This is a genomic window from Sphingobium sp. TA15 (assembly GCF_037101235.1).
GTDB classification, from domain to species: domain Bacteria; phylum Pseudomonadota; class Alphaproteobacteria; order Sphingomonadales; family Sphingomonadaceae; genus Sphingobium; species Sphingobium indicum.
In genome coordinates this window covers 2,029,677-2,047,026 of record NZ_AP025355.1, presented here as the reverse complement: position 1 = coordinate 2,047,026, position 17,350 = coordinate 2,029,677, and the positions used below count along the sequence as shown (strand labels likewise).

Genomic DNA, 17,350 nt, shown 5'->3' with positions numbered 1-17,350 from the left:
CGATGGCTTAGAATTGCCGGTCAGGCCGCCCGGAGAATGCGGCGGTCGGAACTTGGGGGAAGGGTCCATGGCAAAATTCTTCGGCAATCTGAATCTCGTGCTGGTCGCGGGGCTGCTGCTCGCGATCGTGGTTATGTTCGGCGCGCATGCCGGGCTGGTCGACGCCAACGCGGTCTTCCGCTGGCTGCACCTCTTCTTCGGCATCACCTGGATCGGGCTGCTTTATTATTTCAACTTCGTCCAGATCCCGACCATGCCGAAAATCCCGGCGGAATTGAAACCGGGCGTTTCCAAGCATATCGCGCCCGCCGCCCTGTTCTACTTTCGCTGGGCGGCCGCCTTTACGGTGCTGACGGGCCTGATCGTCGCCTGGCTGGCGGGTTATGTGCATCAGGCGCTGCTGGTGCAGGCGCCCTACACGCTGATCGGCATCGGCATGTGGCTGGCGCTGATCATGGCGTTCAACGTCTGGTTCCTGATCTGGCCGAACCAGAAGAAGGCGCTGGGCATCGTTCCGGCGGAGGACGACGCGAAGGCGAAGGCGGCAACGACCGCGATGATGTTCAGCCGCCTCAACACCCTGCTGTCGCTGGCGATGCTCTATTGCATGGTCAATTTCAGTTGATCAGGAAGGGGCGGGCGTCCCGTGGCGCCTGCCCCTATCCCTGCGGCGGAGTGGTTTCGCCGACATCCTCGCTGTCCAGCTTTTCGCCCAGGTCCAGGCCGTGGCGCATCAGCATCGGTATGTTGGCGGCGGCGAAGACGACCGACACGACGGTCACGCCCCACACCTTGACGGCGAGCCAGCTATCGAAGCTCATCGTCCGGCGCATGATTTCGTTGGCGAGCGCCATGAAGACGAAGAAAAAGGCCCAGTTGCGCGACAGCTTGCGCCAGCCCTCTTCGGTCAGCCCGTCATAGGCGGCCTGGAGCAGATATTTGAGCAGCGCCTTGCCGCGCATCAGCCCGGCGAACAGCATCAGCGCGAAGAAGGCGTAGATGATGGTCGGCTTGATCTGGATGAAGCTCTGGTCGCGGAAATAGATGGTGAGGCCGCCGAAGAAGAGGATCAGCAGCGCCGAGAGCCAGAGCATGGGCGACACGCGGCCCAGCTTCACCTTCGACACGATGACGGCGACGACGATGGCGGCCATGAAGGCGGCGGTGCCGAACGTCATGGCGGTGATCGGATTGCCCGGACCCCACAGCCACCCCGCGCCCTTGTAGGTCAGGAAGAAGACGAGGAGCGGGCCGAAGTCCAGCGCGAGGCTGAGATTGCCGTTATGGGCGGATTTTTTGGAGGTAGGTTTTTGGGGGTCAGCCATGACTAGGTGCTCCGGTGCTCCTGCGAAGGCAGGAGCCCAGGCCCGCCGTCCGAACTGGGCTCCTGCCTTCGCAGGAGCACGCTATTTCTTTGCAGCGCATGATTTCACCGCGCATAGGCCGTCCCCGCGATTGCCCGCGCCATGTCGCCCGGATCGAAGGGGCGCAGATCCTCGATCTTCTCGCCCACGCCGATGGCGTGGATGGGCAGGCGATATTTCTCCGCCGCCGCGACCAGCACGCCGCCGCGCGCCGTGCCGTCCAGCTTGGTCATGACCAGCCCCGTCACCTGCGCGACTTCCTTGAAGACCTCGATCTGGCTCAACGCATTCTGCCCCGTGGTGGCGTCCAGCACCAGCACGACGTCATGCGGCGCCGCCGGGTTCAACCGGCCCAGCACGCGGCGAATCTTCGCCAGTTCGTCCATCAGTTCGGTCTTGTTCTGGAGGCGCCCGGCCGTGTCCACGATCAGCACGTCGATGCCGGTGGCGGTCGCCTGCTTGACGGCGTCGAACACGATGCCCGCCGCGTCGCCGCCCTCCTTGCCCGCGACGATGGGGATGCCCAGCCGATCCGCCCAGACCTTGAGCTGGCCGATGGCGGCGGCGCGGAACGTGTCGCCCGCCGCCAGCATCACGCCATAATCCTGCTCCAGGAACAGATTGGCGAGCTTGGCGATGGTGGTGGTCTTGCCGGAGCCGTTGACGCCGATCACCAATATGACCTGCGGGCGCGGGAACGCCTCTATCTCCAGCGGGCGGGCGACGGGGGCGAGGGTCTTCTCGATCTCCTCCGCGATGATCTCGCGCAGATAATCTTCGGTCAGTTCGCGATTGTAGCGTCCCTCGGACAGCCGGTCGCGCACGCGGGCGGCCATGGCGGGGCCAAGGTCGCTGACGATCAGCGCTTCCTCGATCTCGTCCAGCGTCTGCTCGTCCAGCGCGGCCTTGGTGAAGAGGCCGGTGAGATTTTCGCCGAGCTTGTCGGACGTGCGCTTCAGGCCGCCGAAGAGGCGATCGCGCCAGGATGTTTCAGCCATTATGCAATACCGTCATTCCCGCGAAGGCGGGAATCCATCTCCCGCCTTATCCGTAACTGCCTGCTCCGGAGATGGATTCCCGCCTTCGCGGGAATGACAAATCCCTGTCACGCCGCCTCTTGCGCGATCAGCGCGCCATTCTCAAGGCCCGTGATAGTCGCATGGATGATGGAGGAAGGCGTTTGCGGCGCGCCGAAACGCACCGGGGCGAAATTTTCGGCATGGCCCGAAAGCCCGTTGCGTTCGACCAGCACGGATTGGGTCGAACCGATGAGGCTTCGCAGCCAGCCTTCCCGCTGCGCCTCGCAGGCCGAGCGGAGGCGGGCGGCGCGGGCCTTGACGGCGGCGCGGTCGACCTGCGGCATGCGGGCGGCGGGGGTGCCGGCGCGGGGGGAATAGGGGAAGATATGGCCGTGGACGATGGCGCATTCCTCCACCAGCCTGAGGCTGTTTTCGAACATGGCCTCATCCTCGGTCGGGAAGCCCGCGATGATGTCCGCGCCGATGCTGATGCCGGGGCGGGCGGCCTTGAGCCGTTCCACGATGCGGACGGCGTCGGCGCGGCCGTGGCGACGCTTCATGCGCTTCAGGATCATGTCGTCGCCCGCCTGGAGCGAGAGGTGGAGGTGCGGCATCATGCGCGGTTCATGGGCGATGAGGTCGAACAGCCGCTCGTCAATCTCCACGCTGTCGAGCGAGGAGAGGCGCAGGCGCGGGAGGTCGGGCACGCCCTTCAACAGGCGCTCGATCAGCAGGCCGAGGGAAGGCGCGCCGGGCAGGTCGGGGCCGTAGCTGGTGACGTCGACGCCGGTGAGGACGATTTCCCGATAGCCTGCATCGACCAGTTCGCGGGCCTTGTCGATGACGGCGCCCGCCGGGACGGAGCGGCTGTTGCCCCGGCCATAGGGGATGATGCAGAAGGTGCAGCGGTGGTCGCAGCCATTCTGCACCTCCAGGAAAGCGCGGGCATGTTCGGCGAAGGCGCTGGCCATATGGGGGGCGGTCTCGCGGACAGACATGATGTCGGAGACTTTGACCCTCTCCGCCGTTCCCATCTCATCCGTCATCCCAGCGAAAGCTGGGATCCCAGGCCCGACGCCGTGCCCTATCGCCTGAGATCCCAGCCTTCGCTGGGATGACGTGTAGTGACTGGCGTCCATCTTTTCCCGGTTGCCGATCACTGCGTCGACCTCGGCCATGGCGGCGAAGGTTTCCGGTTCGGTCTGGGCCGCGCAGCCGGTCACCATGATTCGCGCATCGGGGCGGTCGCGGCGGGCGCGGCGGATCGCCTGCCGCGTCTGGCGGACCGCTTCGGCCGTCACGGCGCAGCTATTGACGACGATCAGATCGTCCCGGCCGCCCGCCATCTCCCGAATCGCCTCGCTCTCCGCGATGTTGAGGCGGCAGCCGAGCGTGATGATCTGCGGGCCGCTCATGTCAGAAGCGCGCCCAGTCAGCCTCGCCGTCGAAGACATGGGTGGCGGGGCCGGTCATCATGATGTGCCCGCCCGGCGTCCAGTCGATCACCAGATCGCCGCCCGGCAGGCTGACCGTGGTGGGGCCGCTCGCCAGCTTGCGCCGGACCGCCGCCACCGCCGTGGCGCAGGCGCCGGTGCCGCAGGCGCGGGTCAGCCCGGCGCCGCGTTCCCAGACGACCAGGCGGATATGATTGTTGCCGGCGATCTGAGCGAAGTTCACGTTCACGCGGGCGGGGAAGAGGGGGTCATGCTCGATCAGCGGTCCCAGACGGTCGAAGTTCACACCGTCCAGATCGTCCAGGAAGAAGATCACGTGCGGATTGCCGACATTGACCGCCACCGGGGCGGGCAGGTCTTCCCAGCTTACCGGCATGGTGAGCGTGTCCATGGCGTAGGCGAGCGGAATCGCGTCCCATTCCAGCCGGGGCTGGCCCATGTCGACGCTCGCGCCGCCGTCGACGGCCTTTGCGTCGAGCAGGCCCGCCTTCGTCTCGATCAGCACGTCGCGGCCGACGAACAGGGGGACGCAGCGGGTCGCGTTGCCGCAGGCCTCCACTTCGCTGCCGTCGCTGTTGAAGATGCGCATCGACACGTCGGCGCGGTCGCTATTGCCGATCAGGATCAACTGGTCGCAGCCGATCCCGGCGTGGCGGTCTGCTATGGCCATGGCGCGCGCCTCCGTCATGTCGAGCGTGCTTTCCCGCGCGTCGATCACGACGAAGTCGTTGCCCAGTCCATGCATTTTCGAAAAACGGCCCATAGTGCGGCGCATGTAGGGCCTGTGAGGCGAAAAAGCCACCCTAAGCGGTGCTCAGGGATGCCCGCCTGCGCCCATAGAGGAAATAGACGGCCAGGCCGATGGCGTTCCAGATCAGGCAGGCGATGATGGTCTTCACCGGCAGGCTGACGAACAGATAGGCGCAGCCGCCGATGGCGCCCAGGCCCACCAGCCATCCGGCGGGCGTGCGGAAGGGGCGTTTCATGTCCGGGCTGCGCCGCCGCAGGATCAGCAGGCAGGCGCCCACGGCGGTGAAGGCGATCAGCGTGCCCGCATTGGCCAGCGCCGCGATCTCGTCGATGGGCAGCAGGCCTGCGACGATGGCGACCAATAGGGCAGTGACGGCGGTGATGCGGGCGGGGGTGCCGCGCCTGGAGATTTGCGCCAGCCCTTGCGGCAGGAAACCGTCGCGGGCCATGACCAGGAAGATGCGGCTCTGGCCGTAGAGGAAGCCCAGCAGCACGGTCGGCAGGGCGATCACCGCCGCGATGGCGACGATGCGCGCCACCTGCCCCTCGCCCATTTCGCGCAGGATCAGCGCCAGCGGCTCCGGACTGTCGGCGAAGCGGGTGAAGGGCATCGCCCCCACCGCAGCCGCCGCGACCAGTACATAGATGAGCGTGCAGGCAAACAGCGAACCGACGATGCCGATGGCCAGGTCGCGTTCCGGATTCTTCGCCTCCTCCGCCGCGGTGGAGATGGCGTCGAAGCCGTAAAAGGCGAAGAAGATGATCGCCGCCGCCGCCATGACGCCCCGCTCCACCCCGTCCGGTCCCATCGACTTGGCGAAGCCGAAGGGCATGAAAGGCTGGAGATTCTGCGCGTCGAAGGCGGGGAGAGCGATGGCGACGAACAGGCTCAATGTCGCGATCTTGATGAGGACGAGCAGGCTGTTGAGCCGGGCGCTTTCATGCGTGCCCAGCATCAGCAGCGCGGCGACGACGGCGATGATGAAGATGGCGGGCAGGTTGACGAGGCCGCCCAGTTCCGGCCCTCTGGTCAGCAGGTCCGGGAAGCCCGCCGAGGTCAGCAGCGGCGCGGCATAGCCCGACCAGCCGACCGCCACGGTCGACACCACCAGCGAATATTCCAGGATCAGGCTCCATCCGACGATCCAGGCGATGCCCTCCCCCAGCACGGCATAGCTGTAGCTGTAGGCGCTCCCGGCGGCGGGCATCATGGTGGAAAGTTCCGCATAGGCCAGCGCGGCGCAGGCGCAGATCGCGCCCGCAATGGCGAAGGACAGCAGCACCGCCGGTCCCGCCCGGTCCGCGCCGACGCCGATCAGGGTCAATATGCCCGTGCCGACGATGGCCCCCACGCCCAGCGCCAGCAGATGCGGCCAGGACAGGGTGCGCGCCAGCCTGTGCCCTTCATGGGCGGGCATCATCGCCTCCATCGGTTTGCGGCGCGTCCAGCTCATTGCGGTCTCCCTTCCTGTGCAGGGGTTGCCGGGTTGGGGGTGGCTGGCAAGGGGAATTTTTTTCGAGCGTTCTGTAATGGGGGCTGGTGGGGGTAAGGTCTTTCCGTAAGGCTATCGTCATTCCCGCCTTCGCGGGAGCGACAAATTTGGGTGGAGAGCGGACGTTCCCCTATTCGTCACCCCGGACTTGATCCGGGGTCCCGCTGCCTTGGACGAGGCGCGGTGTGGAGGGAAAAGCGGGACCCCGGATCAAGTCCGGGGTGACGGTGGTAATGTCAGCTAATGGCCAATAGCCGACGTTAATTCCTCCCTACGCTAAGCGTGGGGAGGGGGACCGCTCGCGAAGCGAGTGGTGGAGGGGGAAATACCCAGGTCGTGCCCCATTCCCCTCCACCACGCTTCGCGCGGTCCCCCTCCCCATCCTTCGATGGGGAGGAATGGGGTAGGTCCGCTTTCCACCCAAATCTCTCGATCCGGCGGCTCTCTTGAATTTTGTCCACGCTGCCTGGCCCCAAGGGCGGAACTGGGCTCCTGCCTTCGCAGGAGCACGGCTTGCTGAAATAAAGGGCGTTAATTCTCTTCGGGCGTTGCCAGATATTCCCGCACGTCGCGCCGCAGTTCGCCAGCGCAGAGATAGAGCGCGATGACGTTGGGGATCGCCATCAGGAAAAAGCTGCTGTCGACGATGCCGACCACTCGGCCCAGGTCGATGGCGGCGGCGGGGGGCAGGGCGACGATGTAGAGGATCTTGTAGCTCCACTGCGCCTTCGGCCCGTTGCCGAACAGATAGCCCCAGGCCTGAAGCCCGTAAAAGCCCCACGCCACCAGCGTCGAATAGGCGAACAGCACCACCACCACCGCCAGCAGCCAGGGGAAGGAGGGCGAAACCTGCGCGAAGGCGGCGGAGGTGATGGCGATCCCCTCCAGCCCGCTTTTCCAGGTTCCGGCGACGACCAGCGCCAGCCCGCCCAGCGCGCAGACGATCATCGTGCCGAGCAGCGGCTCCAGCAGGGCGACCAGCCCCTCCGACACCGGATGCCGCACCCGCGCCAGGCTGTGCGCCATCACCGCCGATCCCACGCCCGCTTCGCTGGCGAAGACGGCGCGCCGCATGCCCGCGACGAAGGCGCCCACCGCGCCGCCGGTCGCGGCCTGGCCGCTCCATGCGCCGCGCCAGATGTCCGCCAGCGCGCCCGGAATGGCGGCGGCATGGAGGATCAGCACGGTCGCCACGCCGATCAGATAGACCGCGACCTTGAGCGGCGTCAGCCGCTTCGCCACCTCGCCCAGCCAGGCCGCGCCGCCCAGCGTCACCAGCGCCACCGCGCCGGCCAGCATCGTGCCATAGGCCCAGCCATTGGCGAAACCCGTCACCACCTTCACCTGCGCGAAGCTCTGGTTGACCTGCACCATGGGGATCGCCCCGAACAGCGCGAAGAAGGCGTAGAAGCCGCCCAGGATCAGCCCCGCCTTCGGCCAGCCGCGCGCCGCGCCCACGGCCTTCAGCACATACATCGGCCCGCCATGCACATGGCCCCGCGCGTCGAAGACGCGATATTTGAGGCCCAGCGTCACTTCCGCCATCTTCACCGTCATGGCGAACCAGCCGATGACGAACATCCAGAGGATCGCGCCCGGCCCGCCCATCGTCAGCGCGACCGCGACGCCCGCGATATTGCCGAGGCCGATGGTGCCCGACAGCGCCGTCGACAGCGCGCCCCACTGGCTGACGTCGCCCTTCGCCTCGCCCGCATGCGGCTGCGCCTTGAGGATGCGGAGCGCCCGGCCCACCGCGGTCAGGTTGGGAAAGCCGAGCCAGAGGGTGAAGAACAGCATCGGGAGCGCGAGGTAGAGCACGATCAGTTCGATCTGCGCGCCCAGCACCGGCACCTTCATGAAGACCGCGCCGGAAAGGGCGTCGACCGCTGCGTTGAATCCGTCCATTTGCAAGGGGATGGCCGGTCCTTGCTGGAAAGTCGAACAAAGATTGCTATGGGAAGCATGAGAGCTTCACCGCTGGGCGGGCAGGGACGATGAGCAGGACATATTTCGGCACCGACGGCATTCGCGGGCGCACCAACCAATGGCCGATGACCGCCGAACTGGCGATGAAGGTCGGCATGGCGGCGGGCAAGCATTTCAAGCGCGGCACGCATCGCCATCGCGTGGTGATCGGCAAGGATACGCGGCTTTCCGGTTATATGGTGGAGAATGCGCTGGTCGCGGGCTTCACCGCCGTGGGCATGGACGTGGTGCAGTTCGGGCCGATCCCGACTCCGGCGGTGGCGCTGCTGGCCCATTCGATGCGCGCCGATCTGGGCGTGATGATCTCCGCCAGCCACAATCCCTATTTCGACAATGGCATCAAATTATTCGGGCCGGACGGCTACAAGCTGTCGGACGAGGATGAAATGAAGATCGAGGCGATGCTGGAGCAGGAGATTCCGCTCGCCGCGTCGCAGGATATCGGCCGCGCCCGCCGGGTCGAGGATGCGCGGGGCCGCTATATCCATGCGGTCAAATCGAGCTTTCCGGCCGATCTGCGGCTGGACGGGCTGAAGATCGTGGTCGATTGCGCCAATGGGGCGGCCTATCAGGTCGCGCCCTCCGCCTTCTGGGAATTGGGGGCGGAGGTGGTGGCGATCGGCGTCACGCCCAACGGCATCAACATCAACGACCGTTGCGGTTCGACCGCGCCCCAGCTTTTGCAGGAAAGCGTCGTGTCGGCGGGGGCGGATATCGGCATTGCGCTGGACGGCGACGCTGATCGGCTGATCGTGGTGGACGAGCATGGCGCCATTGTCGACGGCGACCAGATCATGGCGCTGATCGCGGGCAATTTCGCGCGGGCGGGGACGCTGCGCGGCGGCGGGCTGGTGGCGACGGTGATGTCCAACCTGGGGCTGGAGCGGTTCCTGTCCGGGCAGGGCATGGCACTGGAGCGGACCAAGGTCGGCGACCGCTATGTGCTGGAGCGGATGCGGGAGGGCGGCTTCAACGTCGGCGGCGAGCAGTCGGGGCATATGATCCTGTCCGACTATGCGACCACCGGCGACGGCACGGTGGCGGCGTTGCAGGTGCTGGCGGCGCTGGTGCGGTCCGGCAAGCCCGCGAGCGAGGTGCTGCACCAGTTCGATCCGGTGCCGCAATTGCTGAAGAATGTTCGCTTTTCCGGCGGCAAGCCGCTGGAGCATGAGGATGTGAAGCGGGTGATCGCCCAGGCGGAGGCGGAGCTGAACGGCAGCGGGCGTCTGGTGATCCGGCCTTCGGGCACGGAGCCGGTGATCCGCGTGATGGCCGAGGGCGACCGGGAGGATCAGGTGAAGGACGTCGTCGAGCGCATCTGCGACGCGGTGGCGAAGGCGGCGGCGTGATGCTGGAAATGCGGCCCGATTGCGAGCGTTGCGGGGTCGACCTGCCCGCCGATGAGCCGGGGGCGTTCATCTGCTCCTTCGAATGCACCTATTGCGCGCCCTGTGCGGAGGCGTTGGACGACCGTTGCCCCAATTGCGGCGGGGAGTTGATGGACCGGCCGACGCGGATGGGGGATGCGCTGACGCGGCATCCGGCGTCGAAGGAGCGCAAATATAAGGCATGAGTGTCGCCCGCATCCTGATCATTGCCGGGTCCGACAGCGGCGGCGGGGCGGGCATCCAGGCGGATATCCGGACCGTGACGCTGCTGGGCGGCCATGCGATGACCGCGATCACCGCGATCACGGCGCAGAATACGCTGGGAGTTCAGGGGGGCGTGCAGGGCGTCCATCCCGTTCCGACCGACATGGTGCTGCGGCAGATGGAGAGCGTGATCGGCGACATCGGCGTCGACGCGGTGAAGATCGGCATGATCGGATCGGCGGAGACCGCCGTGGCGGTGGCGGAGCGGCTCGCGGCGCTGGAGGGCGTGCCCATCGTGTTCGATCCGGTCATGGTCGCGACCAGCGGGTCCGTGCTGGCGGACGGGGAGACCATCGCGGCGTTTGAGCGGCTGATGGCGCTCGCCACGCTGGTGACGCCCAATATTCCGGAACTGGCGGCGCTGGGCGGGGAGGAGATCGCGGTCCGTTTCGCGACGCATGTGCTGGCCAAGGGCGGGCATGGCGAGGGGCCGATGCTGACCGACCGGCTGATCGGGCCGCGGGGCGTGGTGAAGGCGTGGAGCAATGCGCGGATCGACACGCGGCACAGCCATGGCACGGGCTGCACGCTGGCCAGCGCGGTCGCGACCGGGCTGGGGCAGGGGCTGGACCTGATCGACGCCATCGAGCGGGCGCGCAAATATGTGCGGGCGGCGCTGGCGTTGGCGCCGGGTCTGGGGCAGGGCCATGGGCCGATGGGCGCGCCCTTCGGATTTCACGACCATGCCTGATTTCGCCCATGAACTGCTGCACCATCCGGGGCTGGTGGCCGGGGTGGACGAGGCCGGGCGCGGGCCGTTGGCCGGGCCGGTCGTGGCGGCGGCGGTGATCCTGCGGCAGGAGGACTGCCCCGAAGGCCTCAACGACTCCAAGCAATTGAGCGCGGCCCGGCGCGCCGTGCTGGAGGGGGAGATCAAGGCGCGGGCGCTGTGCTGGGGGCTGGGGGTCGCCTCGGTCGAGGAGATCGACAGCATCAACATCCTCTGGGCGACGATGCTGGCGATGACGCGGGCGGTCGAGGCGCTGGCCCATGATTGCGCGCATGTGCTGGTGGACGGCAATCGCTGCCCGCAATGGCGCTGGGCGTCGACCGCCATCGTCGAGGGGGACGCCAAATGCCTGTCCATCGCGGCGGCATCCATCCTGGCCAAGGAGGCGCGCGACCGGATGATGGTGGAGGCGGCGGCGACGCATCCCCATTATGGCTGGGAAAGCAACAAGGGCTATGGCAGCGCCAGGCATCTCGCGGCGCTGCGGGAACATGGTCCGACGCCGCTGCATCGCAGGAGCTTTGCGCCGGTGGCGCAGTTGAGTTTGCTGTAGAACGCATCCGGGGCTGGTGCTGGCGCGTCTTATGGTTAAAAAAGCGTTTATGCGCGCTTTTCTGACCTCAATGCTGCTTATGTTCTGCGCCATTGCCGTTCCGGCCGGGGCGCAGGAGCCGGTGGGGGCGGGCGGCTATCGCTGGCTGGAGGAAGGCCCCTTTGCCGGGCCGCTCTATCTGGTGATCAGCATCGAGCGGCAGATGGCGCATGTCTATGACGGCGACCGGCTGGTGGGGATGGCCAGCGTGTCGACGGGCATGAAGGGGCATCGCACGCCGACCGGGGAATTTTCCGTGCTGCAGAAGCGGCAATGGCATCGGTCGAACCTCTATTCCAACGCGCCCATGCCCTTCATGCAGCGGCTGACCTGGGACGGGATCGCGCTGCATGCCGGGCATAATCCGGGCTATCCGGCGAGCCATGGGTGCATCCGCCTGCCCTATGATTTTGCGCGCAGGCTGTTCGGGATGACGCAGGTCGGGACTTTGGTGAGCGTGACGTCGGATCGCTTGAGTCCGGTGCTGATGGTGGATGCGCTGGTGGCGGGCGATCCGGGCAGCGCGGTCGTGACCTTCTCGCCGCAGGCCGCGCCGGTGGTGTTGGCGCAGCGGGATGAGGCGGTGCCGCCGATGCCTATGCTGGAGGTCGATCCGGGGATTTTCCGGCTGCGGTTGATGCGGCGATAGGGGGTATCAGGGGATGGAGGACGGAAGGGGTGGGAAGTATAGCTATCCTGTTCCTCCCCATCGGGAGATGGGGAGGGTCGAAGAGAGGCACGTGACTCTCTTCGACGCGCGAAGCGTGGTGGAGGGGAAGAGGCGCGACCTTCGTATTTCCCCTCCACCACTCGCTTCGCGAGCGGTCCCCCTCCCCACGCTTTGCGTAGGGAGGAATTGGTGGCAGTTCTTCGTGATTCCGGCCGGATGATCAGGCCGCTTCGGCGGTTTCCTCCGTTGCGGGGAGGCGGATGAGATAGTCGAAGGCGGAGAGCGCCGCCGTCGATCCCGCGCCGCAGGCGATCACGATCTGCTTGTAGGGCACGGTCGTGCAGTCGCCCGCCGCGAAGATGCCCGGCAGGCTGGTTTCGCCGCGCGCGTCGATCTCTATCTCGCCGCGGGGGGAGAGGGCGATGCTGTCCTTCAGCCATTCGGTGTTGGGGACAAGGCCGATCTGGACGAAAATGCCCTCCAGCTCGACATCATGTTCCGTGCCGCTGTTGCGGTCCTTGTAGCTGAGGCCGGTGACGCGCTCGCCATTGCCGTCCACCCGGGTGGTGAGGGCGGAGGTGACGATCTTCACGTTCGGCAGGCTGGCGAGCTTGCGCTGGAGCACGGCGTCGGCGCGCAGTTGGCTGTCATATTCGATCAGCGTCACATGGGCGACAATGCCGGCCAGGTCGATGGCCGCCTCCACGCCGCTGTTGCCGCCGCCGATCACCGCCACGCGCTTGCCCTTGAAGAGGGGGCCGTCGCAATGTGGGCAGTAGGCGACGCCCTTGTTGCGATATTCCTCCTCGCCGGGGACGCCCATCTGCCGCCAGCGGGCGCCGGTGGAGAGGATGACGGTGCGGCCTTTCAGCGAGGCGCCATTTTCCAGCACGACTTCATGATAGCCGCCTTCGGTCCTGGCCGGGATCAGCTTCGCAGCCTTTTGCAGGTTCATGATCTCGACATCATAATCCTTGACGTGCGCCTCCAGCGCGGCGGCGAATTTGGGGCCTTCGGTGCGGCTGACCGAGACGAAATTCTCTATGTCCATGGTGTCGAGCACCTGGCCGCCGAAGCGTTCCGCCGCGATGCCGGTGCGTATGCCCTTGCGCGCCGCGTAGATGGCCGCCGCCGCGCCCGCAGGGCCGCCGCCGACGATCAGCACCTCGAACGGGTCTTGGGCTTTGATCTTCGCGGCGGCGCGCGCTGCCGCGCCGCTGTCGATCTTCGCGACGATCTGCTCCAGTTCCATGCGGCCGCTGGCGAAGGGTTCGCCGTTCAGGAAGACGGTGGGGACGGCCATGACCTTGCGGGCGTCGACTTCCTCCTGGAACAGCGCGCCGTCGATGGCGGTGTGGCGGATGCGGGGGTTGAGGACCGCCATCAGGTTCAGCGCCTGCACCACGTCGGGGCAGTTCTGGCAGGAGAGCGAGAAATAGGTTTCGAAGGCGAAGTCGCCGTCGATATCCTTGATCTGCTGGATCAGGTCCTGCGCCGCCTTCGACGGATGGCCGCCGACCTGGAGCAGGGCGAGGACAAGGCTGGTGAATTCATGGCCCATGGGGAGGCCCGCGAAGGTGACGCCGATGTCCGTTCCGGCGCGGCGGATCATGAAGCTGGGGACGCGCCTGTCGCTGCCTGTGGCGATGGACACCTTGTCCGACAGTTCGGCGATCTCTTCCAGCAGGGTCTTGAGTTCGCGGCTCTTCGCGCCGTCGTCCAGCGATGCGACCAGTTCGATGGGCTGGGTGATGTTCGCCATATAGGCCTTGAGCTGACCCTTGAGATTTGCGTCCAACATATCGGTCTCCATGGTTGGGCGCGCCTATCCGGGGCGCGGCTTGACGATCGCCGGGATGGTGCGATCCGAAAGCCCGGCGTTTTTGCTAATGATCTGGCGGTCTTGCCGTTCCCTGCTCCTGCGAAGGCAGGACTGCGGTTCAAGCGGCTGGACTGGGCTCCTGCCTTCGCAGGAGCACGCAGCATGCAAAGGCCCTGCCGGATCAGGGAGGAACTCTACCCGATCCGGCAGATGCCCTTTCAGGTCTTTAGATCTTGCCGACGAGGTCGAGCGACGGAGCAAGGGTCGCTTCGCCTTCTTCCCACTTGGCCGGGCAGACTTCGCCGGGGTTGGCGGCGACATATTGGGCGGCCTTCACCTTGCGGAGCAGTTCGGTCGCGTTGCGGCCGACGCCTTCCGAGGTGATTTCCATGAACTGGATCACGCCTTCGGGATCGACCAGGAAGGTCGCGCGGTCGGCCAGGCCGACGCCCGGGCGCATCACGTCGAAATTATTGGTGATCTGGCCCGACTGGTCGCCCAGCATGTAATAGTTGATCTTGCCGATGGCCGGCGAGGTATCGTGCCACGCCTTGTGGCTGAAATGCGTGTCGGTCGACACCGAATACACCTCGACGTTCAGCTTCTGCAGCGTCGGGTAGATGTCGGCCAGGTCTTCCAGCTCCGTCGGGCAGACGAAGGTGAAGTCGGCGGGGTAGAAGAAGAAGACGGCCCACTTGCCCTTCACGTCGGCGTCGGTCACGTCGACAAACTTGCCTTCCTTGTAAGCGGTGGCCTTGAACGGCTTGATGGTCGTATTGATAAGCGCCATGGGCTTTCCAGTTCCTTTTCAGGGGTTGCTGTTGCCCGACCCATGTAGGGAATGCGCACGGCGGCGTGAAATTGGTTTTATCGACCAGGTTGATTGATAAAAGCGATCACTGCCGGTTCATTGATCGGCTTGGGCTGTAACTGCATTCAGACGATGGCGAGTCGGCAGATGGCGGTCTTCCGTGACCCCTTAAATGTCGCGCCAGCCCACCCCCTGGCCCCTTCAAACGAGTCACGCGCCGCGTTTGAACGCCTGCGGGAGGGGGAATGGCGGGAACCACCCGCATCACGCAATCTGGCGAGTCTTGAATTTGTCGACGCTGGCTAGCCGTTCCTCGGCTTTTCCAGGACATAGTTCATCGCCTCCTCCAGCATGCCCAGCGCTTCCTCTATGGTGAAGGTGGAGGAATCGAGGCACAGTTCCAGCCACAGGCCGTCGATCATCGCGGTCAGCGCGATGGCGGCGATGCGCGCCTCCGGCCGGGCGATCTGGGGGGCGGCCTCCCGCAGCAGCACCTCCATGCGTTCGCGCCCGCCGCCATAGGTTTCGGCATGGGTGGCGGCGATGGCCGGATTGGTCTTGTTGAGGCTCCAGAAGGAAATCCAGGTCGCCAGCAGATTGGGGTCCAGCACCGGCGGCTGGAAATTGGAACGCAGATAGGCCCAGAGCCGGTCGCGGGGGGAGGGGCCAGCCTCCGCCACGGCGCGCTCCATCGCGGCGGCGACCTTTTCGCCGACATCGCGATAGGTGGCCAGGATCAGCGCGTCGACGCCGTCGAAATAATGGGTGAGAAGGCCCGCCGAAACGCCGGCATAGGCGCAGATGGCGCGGACGGACGTGCCGCCCACCCCCTTTTCCGCAAGGCAGCGCGCCGTCGCCTCGATCAGGGCCTGCCGCCGGACATCGGCGGATTCGCGAACGAACCGTGCCCTTTCGGGGCGCCCCTCAACCTTGTGCTCCATGTCTTTTCCCCGCCCATGATCCGCCCTTCCCGCCGAAGCCGCCGACAGGCGGCCCGTCCCCTGCCAGGAAAAGGGATCGAAGCCCCGCGTTCAGCGGTTTATGGGGTCAATTGCAAGGAGAAATATGGATGACATGTCGCAATATGGGCCTGATCCTCCCGCTCATCGCGATGGGAGCGCTAACGTCCGGTTGCGCCAAGGGCGTGGACGAAGGCGGGGCCGCGAACAATGCCGGACGGCCGGCGGAGGTGGAGGCGATGGCGGAGCCGGACGCCGTCGACGCGGCCGCCAATGAGGCGACAGGTCCGCCCACCGACGCGTGGGTCGGGCGGTGGAACGGGCCGGAGGGGCTGTTCCTGGACATCCAGCCTTCGCCCGACGGGCGGCGCGGCCATTACGCCATCGCCAACCAGGACAATCTGGACCGGCAGGGGGACTATGCCGGGGTGGCGGAGGGCGCGACGATCCGCTTCGCGCGCGACGGCAGGGATCTGGTCATTCGTCCGGGGACGGGCGCGGAAACCGGGTTCAAGGATCTGGCCGGCCGGCAGGATTGCCTGATCGTGCTGCCGGGGCGGGAGGGCTATTGCCGCTGATCCGGTCAGGAACCCCCTCGCTCGCTTGCGCATTATGCCGCCGGGAGGCGTGAAGACGAGGAGGATTCATATGGCGGATTATCAGGAACGTCCGGCGACGACCACGATCATCGAAAAGCGCGGCGGCGGTGGCACCATGGTGGCGGTTCTGCTGCTGGTCGTGGTGGTGGCGATCGCCGCCTTCTTCCTGATCGGCAGCGAGAGCCGGAAGGACAGCGCCGTCGAAAGCGCGGCCACCCAGGTCGGCCAGGCCGCGAGCGATGTTGGCGACGCGGCCAAGGACGCGGCCGGGACTGTGAAGGAACAACCGGCGAATTGATCGGCCTGGACGCATTCAGGACTTGTCGGACCGGGTGATCTGGGTGGGGAGCGCATGTCCCTATCCGTCACCCCGGGCCGTTCGACAAGCTCAGGACAGGCTTGATCCGGGGTCCCGCTTTCTTTCTGAGCGCGCGCCCTTTCTGAGCGCGCGTCTCGTCCAAGGCAGCGGGACCCCGGGTCAAGCCCGGGGTGACGGAAAACGGATGACCGCACTGCCCATCCCGACATTTTCGAATTTGTCCGCTCGCCCTAGGACCGATCGACATTCAGTTCAGGGCGAGCCGAAAATGGTAGTTTTCTGTGACCCGGAGCGCAGCGTACTTAAAGTACGTGAGCACCGGAAGCACGGGAAACTGCCATTTGCAGGCCGTTATGGGCTGAATGTCGATCGGTCCTAGCCCGCTCTTGCCTGCGGGAGGGGGATGACGGCCAACCATCGAAATCAAAAAAAGGGCGCTCCGTCGAGGAGCGCCCTTTCCTTTGTCTGCTGTTCCGGCTCAGCCGAAGTTGCTTAGCCTTCCACCTTTGCGTGCTTGGGGGCGGCTTCGTTGAGGATGCGCAGGATCTTCTTGAGCGCGCTCGGTTCGTCCGTTTCCTCCATCGCCGCGAGTTCGCGGGCGAGGCGGCTGGACGCGGCTTCGAAGATCTGCCGTTCGGAATAGCTCTGTTCCGGCTGGTCGTCGGCGCGGAACAGGTCGCGGGTCACTTCGGCGATCGACACCAGGTCGCCCGAATTGATCTTCGCTTCATATTCCTGGGCGCGGCGCGACCACATGGTGCGCTTCACCTTGGGCTTGCCCTTCAGCGTCTCGACCGCTTCCTCCAGCGTCTTGTTGGAGGACAGCTTGCGCATGCCGACGCCCTCGGCCTTGTTGGTGGGCACACGGAGCGTCATCCGCTCCTTTTCAAAGCGCAGGACATAGAGTTCCAGCTCCATGCCCGCGATCTGCTCCTTCTGAAGCTCTATGACGCGGCCAACGCCATGCTTGGGGTAAACAACATAATCACCTACGTCAAAGGACAGCGCCTTGGCAGCCATTTGAAACCTTTCCATTATTCCGGGAGGAGCGGTGGCGTTCGCCTTGCAGGTGCGAACGGATGCACGAGCCGAGGGGGATGCGGCGCCACCATCAAGTCATCAGGCATTTA

18 protein-coding genes are annotated in these 17,350 nt (G+C 65.9%); 8 read left to right on the top strand and 10 right to left on the bottom strand.

The window, feature by feature from the left end:
• Positions 1-67 precede the first annotated feature (67 nt).
• Complete coding sequence (locus Sj15T_RS10170) at positions 68-625, top strand: urate hydroxylase PuuD (RefSeq protein ID WP_013040919.1); 558 nt, start codon at positions 68-70, stop codon at positions 623-625.
• A 34-nt stretch (positions 626-659) separates the two neighbouring features.
• Here the strand turns inward: Sj15T_RS10170 and ispZ are convergent, their stop codons facing one another.
• From ispZ to Sj15T_RS10140, 6 genes are all read right to left on the bottom strand, one after another.
• The gene (ispZ, locus tag Sj15T_RS10165; RefSeq protein WP_013040918.1) at positions 660-1,325 is read right to left on the bottom strand and encodes a septation protein IspZ; all 666 of its coding nucleotides are present in this window, start codon (positions 1,323-1,325) and stop codon (positions 660-662) included.
• 104 nt (positions 1,326-1,429) lie between these two features.
• Positions 1,430-2,362 carry a signal recognition particle-docking protein FtsY gene (gene ftsY / locus Sj15T_RS10160; protein WP_013040917.1) on the bottom strand — a complete coding sequence of 311 codons (933 nt, stop codon included), beginning with the start codon at positions 2,360-2,362 and terminating at the stop codon, positions 1,430-1,432.
• Positions 2,363-2,469: 107 nt separating this feature from the next.
• On the bottom strand, positions 2,470-3,798 hold the full coding sequence (gene mtaB, locus Sj15T_RS10155) for a tRNA (N(6)-L-threonylcarbamoyladenosine(37)-C(2))-methylthiotransferase MtaB (protein ID WP_013040916.1): 1,329 nt from the start codon (positions 3,796-3,798) through the stop codon (positions 2,470-2,472).
• Between the two features lies 1 nt (position 3,799).
• Positions 3,800-4,600 (bottom strand): diaminopimelate epimerase, encoded by an 801-nt coding sequence (dapF, locus tag Sj15T_RS10150; RefSeq protein ID WP_013040915.1) that lies wholly within the window; start codon positions 4,598-4,600, stop codon positions 3,800-3,802.
• Positions 4,601-4,640: 40 nt separating this feature from the next.
• Positions 4,641-6,041 (bottom strand): amino acid permease, encoded by a 1,401-nt coding sequence (locus tag Sj15T_RS10145; protein WP_338756037.1) that lies wholly within the window; start codon positions 6,039-6,041, stop codon positions 4,641-4,643.
• Positions 6,042-6,611: 570 nt separating this feature from the next.
• Complete coding sequence (locus Sj15T_RS10140; protein ID WP_013040912.1) at positions 6,612-7,985, bottom strand: amino acid carrier protein; 1,374 nt, start codon at positions 7,983-7,985, stop codon at positions 6,612-6,614.
• 89 nt (positions 7,986-8,074) lie between these two features.
• Between Sj15T_RS10140 and glmM the strand changes: the two genes are divergently transcribed.
• From glmM to Sj15T_RS10115, 5 genes are all read left to right on the top strand, one after another.
• Positions 8,075-9,415 (top strand): phosphoglucosamine mutase, encoded by a 1,341-nt coding sequence (gene glmM, locus Sj15T_RS10135; RefSeq protein ID WP_013040911.1) that lies wholly within the window; start codon positions 8,075-8,077, stop codon positions 9,413-9,415.
• A complete protein-coding gene (locus Sj15T_RS10130) occupies positions 9,415-9,639 on the top strand; it encodes a DUF1272 domain-containing protein (protein ID WP_013040910.1) in 225 nt (74 codons plus the stop codon). Before glmM ends, Sj15T_RS10130 begins: the two co-directional genes overlap by 1 nt.
• Positions 9,636-10,409, top strand: coding sequence for a bifunctional hydroxymethylpyrimidine kinase/phosphomethylpyrimidine kinase (thiD, locus tag Sj15T_RS10125; protein WP_007683569.1), 774 nt, complete (start codon positions 9,636-9,638; stop codon positions 10,407-10,409). Before Sj15T_RS10130 ends, thiD begins: the two co-directional genes overlap by 4 nt.
• Positions 10,402-11,001: a ribonuclease HII gene (locus Sj15T_RS10120; RefSeq protein WP_013040909.1), complete on the top strand. Its 600-nt coding sequence runs from the start codon at positions 10,402-10,404 to the stop codon at positions 10,999-11,001. Before thiD ends, Sj15T_RS10120 begins: the two co-directional genes overlap by 8 nt.
• 79 nt (positions 11,002-11,080) lie before the next feature.
• A complete protein-coding gene (locus Sj15T_RS10115; RefSeq protein WP_013040908.1) occupies positions 11,081-11,689 on the top strand; it encodes a L,D-transpeptidase family protein in 609 nt (202 codons plus the stop codon).
• 241 nt (positions 11,690-11,930) lie between these two features.
• Here the strand turns inward: Sj15T_RS10115 and ahpF are convergent, their stop codons facing one another.
• From ahpF to Sj15T_RS10100, 3 genes are all read right to left on the bottom strand, one after another.
• Complete coding sequence (gene ahpF, locus Sj15T_RS10110) at positions 11,931-13,511, bottom strand: alkyl hydroperoxide reductase subunit F (RefSeq protein WP_013040907.1); 1,581 nt, start codon at positions 13,509-13,511, stop codon at positions 11,931-11,933.
• 247 nt (positions 13,512-13,758) lie between these two features.
• Positions 13,759-14,322, bottom strand: a complete 564-nt coding sequence (gene ahpC, locus Sj15T_RS10105; RefSeq protein WP_013040906.1) for an alkyl hydroperoxide reductase subunit C — start codon at positions 14,320-14,322, stop codon at positions 13,759-13,761.
• A 323-nt stretch (positions 14,323-14,645) separates the two neighbouring features.
• Positions 14,646-15,284, bottom strand: a complete 639-nt coding sequence (locus Sj15T_RS10100) for a TetR family transcriptional regulator C-terminal domain-containing protein (protein WP_013040905.1) — start codon at positions 15,282-15,284, stop codon at positions 14,646-14,648.
• A gap of 128 nt (positions 15,285-15,412) precedes the next feature.
• Between Sj15T_RS10100 and Sj15T_RS10095 the strand changes: the two genes are divergently transcribed.
• On the top strand, positions 15,413-15,880 hold the full coding sequence (locus Sj15T_RS10095; RefSeq protein WP_007683580.1) for a hypothetical protein: 468 nt from the start codon (positions 15,413-15,415) through the stop codon (positions 15,878-15,880).
• 70 nt (positions 15,881-15,950) lie between these two features.
• On the top strand, positions 15,951-16,199 hold the full coding sequence (locus tag Sj15T_RS10090; protein WP_013040904.1) for a hypothetical protein: 249 nt from the start codon (positions 15,951-15,953) through the stop codon (positions 16,197-16,199).
• Between the two features lie 513 nt (positions 16,200-16,712).
• On the opposite strand, the gene Sj15T_RS10085 is transcribed toward Sj15T_RS10090, so the two are convergent.
• Positions 16,713-17,240, bottom strand: a complete 528-nt coding sequence (locus tag Sj15T_RS10085) for a CarD family transcriptional regulator (protein ID WP_007683582.1) — start codon at positions 17,238-17,240, stop codon at positions 16,713-16,715.
• Positions 17,241-17,350 lie beyond the last annotated feature (110 nt).